A 7,144-nucleotide genomic window follows, 5' to 3' on the forward strand; every position below is an offset into this window, starting at 1 on the left:
AGCCCGCGTCTCGCAATTTCACCGCTCTGCGCCACCGACGGCAAGCTCCTGCTAACTAGCTTGCTAAGCTATCCGATCAACTCCACCAGAACATTACCATTTTTAAAGTATAAGTAAATGCACTATTCAAGGTGAAGCTTAGGCTTCATCCTTTTTGTTATCTGAGGAGCCGTGGAAATATTTTGAAAATTAAACTAAGGGGAATCTCMATACGATAAGATTCTTCTTTTTTAGTTCTCATTTACTTGAAAATGATTAGAAGCAAAGTATATAAGTGCAGGAATTTGTTGAGAAGTATCAAATACTATATATTGTCTAATGTTTAATGTCGAAGGGTTAATGAATATGTTATAAATGGGGACGTTACGATGAAGAAACGGAAATTAATAATAGTAATTATTTCGATTATGATATTAGCAGCTGTAGGAGTAACGTACTCTTATATAACGAGACCGATAAAGATAGGGGTTATTATTCCTATCCAGTCGCCTCTTGGTAATGAAGAGAATCTTTTTGTTCGTTATTATAGAGACGCACATCCAAAGATTGGACAAAGACCAGTAGAGTTGCTAATCGAAAACAATGTGGAAACAGAGAAAGAAATAAAGACTGCATATGAAGAAATGAAAAATAAGGGAGCCTCGATCATTATAGGCGGTGTCACTAGTGAAGAAGGGAAATGGCTCTCTGAACAATCCGCTATGTACGATTTGCCGACATTCGGAATTACAGCTTCTACAGCACTATTAAAAGATAAGAAGGATGCATTCTTCAGGTTTGTTCCTACGAATGATCTGCAAGCCGAACTTGTCGCAAAGTATTATAGTAAACTAGGAAAGAAAAAGCTTGTGCTGATAACGGATATTAAAAATAAATCCTATGTGGAACCTTTTGCAAAAGTAATCACAGAAAAATTTAATGGGAAAGTTGTGAATGTTCCTTTCCGTGCCGATGAAGAAACGTATAACAAAATAGTAAGCAATAATCCAGATTCTGTATTTTGTATTCTCCAGGCTAAGGATGTAATCGATGTTATTAATAATTTGAAGGCAAAGCACCCTGAAATTAAAATAGGTTCGTCTTCGTGGGGTTCAGCAGAAATTTTATCGATGTATTCGAGCCCAGTATTAGATGGAGTGTTGTTATTTTCAGGCAGTTCAAAAATAATTGGAGAAAAATTCAAAACTGAAATTTCTAATTTTCAAAGTAAATACGACATAGAAGCTACAAAAGGTACAAATTATGCTGCATCCGTTATAAAAGCGATTTATCGCGGCATAGAAGCTGTGGGAGATTCCAGTGAAGCATTAAAAAAGTACTTTGAAACACCTCGTGACTACGAGACCGCCTATGGAAAAACACAGCTAAATGAGTATGGGGATTCTTTGCTTAATAATATGATTGTAATGGTGACCACAGAAGGTAAAGTATCCAATGAAGAGATTTTGAAATAAGGAGAAGCTGCCTTGAACAAGAGCATTAAGATACTTTGCGATCGAATTATTCATTTTTTGCGATTGAATGTGGCATTACTCTTAGCGTTATACATTGCTACTCTAGCATTATTTATTTTTATTCAAATCTCTCAAAATAGCAAGTCAGCATCTTTATGGATGAAGATCTTTGATAACAGACTTAAGCAGATCGAAGAAAAGATTGATTCTAAAAGCGAAAGGATCCCATATGTCAACTATCTCAATATTGGGATTGATGGAACGATAGACGAATCAACAGCTGGCTTTCTGAAAGGAATTAAGCTAAATGCTAACGGTTTGTTCGCGAAAATAAACAATTTGAAACCTAATGAGGTCAAAATTATTATTTATCCTGATATGGTAGACGGTATTCAACGCGTTCATTTTGTGAAACGGTATTCAAATCACTATGTCGTCTATTCGTTCGATGCAAAAAACTTTTTCCCTGAATTTTCGATTAGCGATTCAGAGTTGATCATGGAAACGCAGGGGGTAATTTGGTATTCAAGCAATTCACGAAATATTGGTAATGGATATGAGAAATCGTTTCTTAGTGTGAAGTCAGGTCAGTTCTATATGACAATATCCAAAGGCCAGACTGGTATTAATCATACAAGTATCGTCGTCGAGTATAATATTACTTTTCAAGTAGAAGCATTTTTGGCGTCTGCGCTACTATTGTTGGCCGTATTAATTGGATTGAACCGCCGAATAAAAAAAATACTCGGAGACTTTGTATTGTYGAAAAGTGAACAGCAATCTCTTGAAAATTTTATAAATACGTTGTCTAATAATGTCATTACTCGTCAAGTGAATTTACTTTCGAATTTAGTAGATGCAAATACGGTAAATCGGGATTTTATACGAAATGAAAGAGAGGGACAATTACAATTCGAAGAAAATAAACGCTATAAAATGCTAATTGAAAAATACGTGGATGAAATATTATTTTTATTTGATACGATACAATCTCAAAGCAAAATATTAGAAACGACGATTGAAAATATTTCTGATGCGTTTACCGTCTATGATAATCAAGGAAAGCTTATTCTCATTAATGCTGAGGCGCGTAAACTTTATCATATGTTTGATGAAATAAAAAACATAGAAAATGTGTATGACGCATTAGAATATTTAGATATGCAAGGGAACATCATTCCACAAGAAAACCATCCCATCTGCAGAGCCTTACGAGGTGAAAAGGTTCGGAATGACCTGGTTATCATAAGGCAGCCGGATAAGGAACAGATCACTGAAATTAATGCAACACCAGTCTATGAAGAAGATGGAAATTTTGCTTACGTTGCGTTATTTCATCGTGATATCACAGAGATTTATGAGAATCAAATGATGTTTAAGAGACAGCAAGAACAATTGCTTCATAATGAAATTGAGAAAAACGAAGCGCTGCAAAAAGCAATGCAAATGAAGGACGAATTCTTTGCTCTCGTTTCACATGAGTTTAGGACGCCTATAGGCGTTATTTCTGCAGCTATTCAAGCGATGGAATTTAAATGTAAAGATGAATTGTCGCAGAAAGCAAGAGGGTATCTCAATATGATCCGACTTAACTCGAATAGGCAATTAAAGTTGGTTAATAATATTTTAGATTTGACGCATGCTGAATCCGGAAATATGAGAATTGTGAAGAAAAATGTTGACATTATTATATTATCAGAGTCAATCACCGATTCTGTTCGAACCTATACCGAGCAAAAAGGAATTAAATTGCTCTTTACCACAACAATAGAAGAGATGGTTGTTGGAATTGATGTTGAAAAATATGAACGTATTCTGTTGAATCTACTTTCAAATGCAATTAAATTTACAACAAGCCAAAAGACAGTTATCGTTAAAATTTCTCGGAAAATTGTTAGGGGAAAGTATAATTTAAGTATTCAAGTCAAAGATCAAGGGATCGGTATTCCGATTGATAAGCAGAAAATTATTTTTGAAAGGTTCGGACAGGCAGACAGTTCGCTTACACGACCAGCTGAAGGTACAGGACTGGGGTTAACGCTTGTAAAGATGATTGTGGAATTAATGGGTGGAGCAATTCAATTAGAAAGTAAAGAAAATAGAGGTGCCAAGTTTATTGTGTTATTTCCAATGGAAAGTGTGCAAAAAATTCCAATGGAACAAATTGAAGAACCAATATCGGATGTCAGATTGCTTCAGGCGAGTGCGATTGAGTTTTCAGATGTCTATGTGTAAGGGTGTTGATGGAGTAACGAAATCGCATGAACGAAAAGGGATCTAACCAGCTCCTTTTCGCGCCTCTATTAATCGCGATTTAGTTTCGTCCTCGGGTAATATTAATTACGCCATATATATGACGGGGATCTATCCTACGTTGTCGACGCCAACTTCAGTTACTTCTAATAATGATAGTTACATTGCATATAAGAATACCCCACTGGTTACAACGTCTTCAAACAGCGTTCTTGCCAATGACAGCAGCAGCGCAACAGCTGCATTCGTAGTAGCTGCGCCAGCGCACGGTACGCTCGGCACCGAATCGTCAGCCTGTCGTGCAGATCATGAAAATAAAAATCCATAAGAACATCAACGAAGGAGCATGCCGCGGCAGCTCCTTTAGCATTTTTCGCCGTTATGACCGTTAAGGTGAACCTTATCATAAATAGGGCGAAATTTTCAAAAATACTCGAATATACGCTTGGGGGTTCCAAACGGATTTTTCTTATAAAATGGCATTAACGAGCGCCGCGGCGGAGTTTTCGCCGTTAGACATAATAGCTTGTGTTCAAAATCAGTGGCGCAAAAAAAATTCCGGTAGAGCGTCACGATTTCGCTTGCACCTTACGTAACGTAATGTTTTACAATAGAGCTACCGGTACATAGCTAGCGCCAAAGATTGGAGATGGTTAATGAAGAGACATTGGAAGGTCGGGGACCTCGCCAAGCTGACGGGGCTTACCGTACGAACCCTACGATTTTATGATCAAATCGGCTTGTTATCTCCATCCGGCCTGACAGAATCGGGCCACAGGCTATATAGTGAATCGAACTTGTCGCGATTGCACCAGATAGTATCACTTAAGGAGCTGGGCTTATCTCTCGAGGAGATTAAGTTGGCCTTAAGTGGCGGGCAAATCAGTCCGCTTGAGATCGTGGGCCTGCAGATAAGCCAAATCAAAGAACAGATCAAACTGCAGCAGAAACTATTGGAACAGCTCAGACATGTATCCAAGCTTATGCAGGGCAAGGCGGAATTAACAGTTGAAGATTTCACGAGCCTTCTGCAAGCGATGAAGATGGGATTTGAGAAACCGGTCATTGAGCGGCAAACGAGTTGGGAGCGACATTTGGATCTGTTGGGAGACTTTCTTGCCGAGGAGAGCGGAATTCCGAAACATGAGGAGGAAAATCAATGAGCGAACGATTTGTCAAGCATGGAACATTCGTCGTCGAGCGGACTTATGCCGCTTCGCCGGAGCGGGTTTATCACGCCTGGGCCGACCCGATTGCCAAAGCCAAGTGGTTTTCGAAGCCAGACATCTTCGATTTCCAGGTTGGAGGACGCGAGTACAGCAGCGGCGGGCCGCCGGAAGGGCCGATCTTTACCTTTGACGCCAACTACCAAGAGCTTGTCCCAGAGCAGCRCATTGTCTATACGTACACCCTAGATTCGGGCGGCATACGCATCTCCGTCTCAATCACAACGGTCGAGCTTATTAAGGTGGAGGGCGGCACGAAGCTGATTTTCACGGAGCAAGGTGCGTTCTTTGACGGGCACGATACGCTGGAAGTACGGGAACACGGTACAAACATCATGTTGGACGTACTGGGCAAGGTATTAGTAGGGGAGGTATGAACATGACAATAGGTGAAAATGAACTGATTGCTACGCGCGAGTACGATGTCCGGCGGGAGCTTGTGTTTCGGGCATGGACAACCCCTGATTTGTTAGCAAGGTGGTGGGGACCTCAAGGCTTCACGAATACGTTTCACGAGTGCGATATGAGGCCGGGAGGCAGGTGGAAATTCACCATGCACGGACCGGATGGCGTGGATTATCCTAATCATAACGTCTTTGTTGAGTTCGTGCCGCCGGAGCGGGTCGTGATTGATCATCTAAACGTTCACGAATTTCGGGTAACGGCTACCTTCGAGGACTTCGAAGGGCGCACCAAGGTCACCTTCCGTCAACTTTTCAAGAAAAAAGAGGAGTTTGAACAAGCTAAGCCAATCTGCATAGAAGCAAATGAACAGCAGCTTGACCGACTTGGCAAGGTGCTGGCGGAATTGGCATACTAGCTTTGCAAAGTTATATCGTCTTTTACCGGAAAGAACTGCTACTTATGTGCTGACTCTAAAATTGTCGCCGTTTATGATTCCTGTCGGGAATCGGACGGCGATTTTTATTTTAGGAACGGGAGGACGGTGGTGGAGATCTGACTGCCTAACAAGGAGAATTTTTCGCTGATTGCCTCGTTAAGCTGAACCGTATCACAAATAGAGCGAAACTTATACAAGTGTATGGAACCACGCTTGAAGCGATAAGGTATGTAAAAGTTAAAGTGACATAAGCAGCATGAACAAAGCAAGCCCGCATYCAATTGRATGCGGGCTTGCTTTGTTCTAATGCAGGGAGAGCTTCCGAAAGGGCGCTCCTACTTTTGGTTCAACAATCATTTTCTAAGAACGTCTTGTGTCTGAAATCACGACTAGTCGATGAAGGGACTTTCAGCTTATGAAAAAAATCGCTTATGTTACAACGGGAACAAGTGCGCAGTTAATCAGCTATTGGGATTTTGCTCATCACATGGATCAATTCATTTATGCGGATGACCTGCCTAACTTTAACTTGGAGGAATTTGGTGCAGTCATTCTTTCTTGTCATAGTCACAGTGACCGCATTCTGCTTCATAAAAAACAGCTTAATGATTATGTTAGAAATGGCGGATTTTTACTCATTTTTGCACTTGATAAAGCTGATCAGCTATTAGACGTTGTAAATATAGAGTGGGTTGAGTGTAACACTAAGGATTGGCTTTGGTGGACGAAACCAGAACGTAAAATAGAACTATATGTTCCCGATCATGGAAACCACTCCTTTTTTGAATATGTAACACCCAATAATTTACATTGGCACTGGCATGGTGCATTCAAGGGGAATCATAACGGGACGACATTGCTTGCGATAGAAGATACTCATGAGTCAGTTGTCGTTGATTTTAAGGATTTAGAAGGCGGGGGTAGAGTTTTTATTACAACACTAGACCCTTACAGTCATAACGGTCAACGATTTATGCCGGTAACAACTAGACTACTTCAACAATTTCATCCATGGCTTAATCACGAGCTTGGTATTGATAGAAATCAGATGCAACCATTTAAAGTGGCTTATTTACAAACGACTTCGTTTGACTCCGAGAATACGCCTCCCTATTTAGCGAAAACCTTTGAAGGCACAGGAGGACAAGTCGAATACTATGGCGTTCGTCCTATTCCGGATGAGGTTTGGGATTGTGATATCATCTATTACCCTGGTCTTGGTGACAATATCTACATGCAACGATACTCGGATAGAATCATGGAATATGTTAAAAATGGCGGTCAACTCATATTAAATATAGAGGTTGCCATATGCTGGCTACCATTTTTAAAGCCATTCCAAACGGTACCGCCAACACCCTATACGAATC

7 protein-coding genes are annotated in these 7,144 nt (G+C 40.3%); 6 read left to right on the forward strand and 1 reads right to left on the reverse strand.

Going from position 1 to position 7,144, the window contains the following annotated elements:
• Positions 1 to 368 precede the first annotated feature (368 nt).
• Positions 369 to 1,454 carry an ABC transporter substrate-binding protein gene (locus tag AC1DWN_RS01315; protein ID WP_477557141.1) on the forward strand — a complete coding sequence of 362 codons (1,086 nt, stop codon included), beginning with the start codon at positions 369 to 371 and terminating at the stop codon, positions 1,452 to 1,454.
• Positions 1,455 to 1,466: 12 nt separating this feature from the next.
• Positions 1,467 to 3,689 carry a sensor histidine kinase gene (locus AC1DWN_RS01320; RefSeq protein ID WP_477557142.1) on the forward strand — a complete coding sequence of 741 codons (2,223 nt, stop codon included), beginning with the start codon at positions 1,467 to 1,469 and terminating at the stop codon, positions 3,687 to 3,689.
• 177 nt (positions 3,690 to 3,866) lie between these two features.
• On the opposite strand, the gene AC1DWN_RS01325 is transcribed toward AC1DWN_RS01320, so the two are convergent.
• Entirely contained in the window at positions 3,867 to 3,989 is a 123-nt protein-coding gene (locus AC1DWN_RS01325; RefSeq protein ID WP_281367122.1) for a hypothetical protein, read from the reverse strand.
• 374 nt (positions 3,990 to 4,363) lie between these two features.
• On the opposite strand from AC1DWN_RS01325, the gene AC1DWN_RS01330 reads away from it, so the two are divergent.
• The 4 genes from AC1DWN_RS01330 to AC1DWN_RS01345 all read left to right on the forward strand — a co-directional run.
• On the forward strand, positions 4,364 to 4,870 hold the full coding sequence (locus AC1DWN_RS01330) for a MerR family transcriptional regulator (RefSeq protein ID WP_477557143.1): 507 nt from the start codon (positions 4,364 to 4,366) through the stop codon (positions 4,868 to 4,870).
• A complete protein-coding gene (locus AC1DWN_RS01335) occupies positions 4,867 to 5,310 on the forward strand; it encodes an SRPBCC family protein (protein ID WP_477557144.1) in 444 nt (147 codons plus the stop codon). Before AC1DWN_RS01330 ends, AC1DWN_RS01335 begins: the two co-directional genes overlap by 4 nt.
• Before the next feature lie 2 nt (positions 5,311 to 5,312).
• The gene (locus tag AC1DWN_RS01340; protein WP_477557145.1) at positions 5,313 to 5,753 is read left to right on the forward strand and encodes an SRPBCC family protein; all 441 of its coding nucleotides are present in this window, start codon (positions 5,313 to 5,315) and stop codon (positions 5,751 to 5,753) included.
• A gap of 436 nt (positions 5,754 to 6,189) precedes the next feature.
• The coding region (locus tag AC1DWN_RS01345; RefSeq protein ID WP_477557146.1) for a hypothetical protein at positions 6,190 to 7,144 on the forward strand (955 nt) is incomplete at its 3' end.

This window comes from Paenibacillus sp. P4_A7 (genome assembly GCF_056402455.1).

What these genes read in the sequence shown, in the direction of transcription:
- AC1DWN_RS01315 (WP_477557141.1), top strand. Translation starts at nt 369, where the DNA reads ATGAAGAAACGGAAATTAATAATAGTAATTATTTCGATTATGATATTA.
- AC1DWN_RS01330 (WP_477557143.1), top strand. Translation starts at nt 4,364, where the DNA reads ATGAAGAGACATTGGAAGGTCGGGGACCTCGCCAAGCTGACGGGGCTT.
- AC1DWN_RS01340 (WP_477557145.1), top strand. Translation starts at nt 5,313, where the DNA reads ATGACAATAGGTGAAAATGAACTGATTGCTACGCGCGAGTACGATGTC.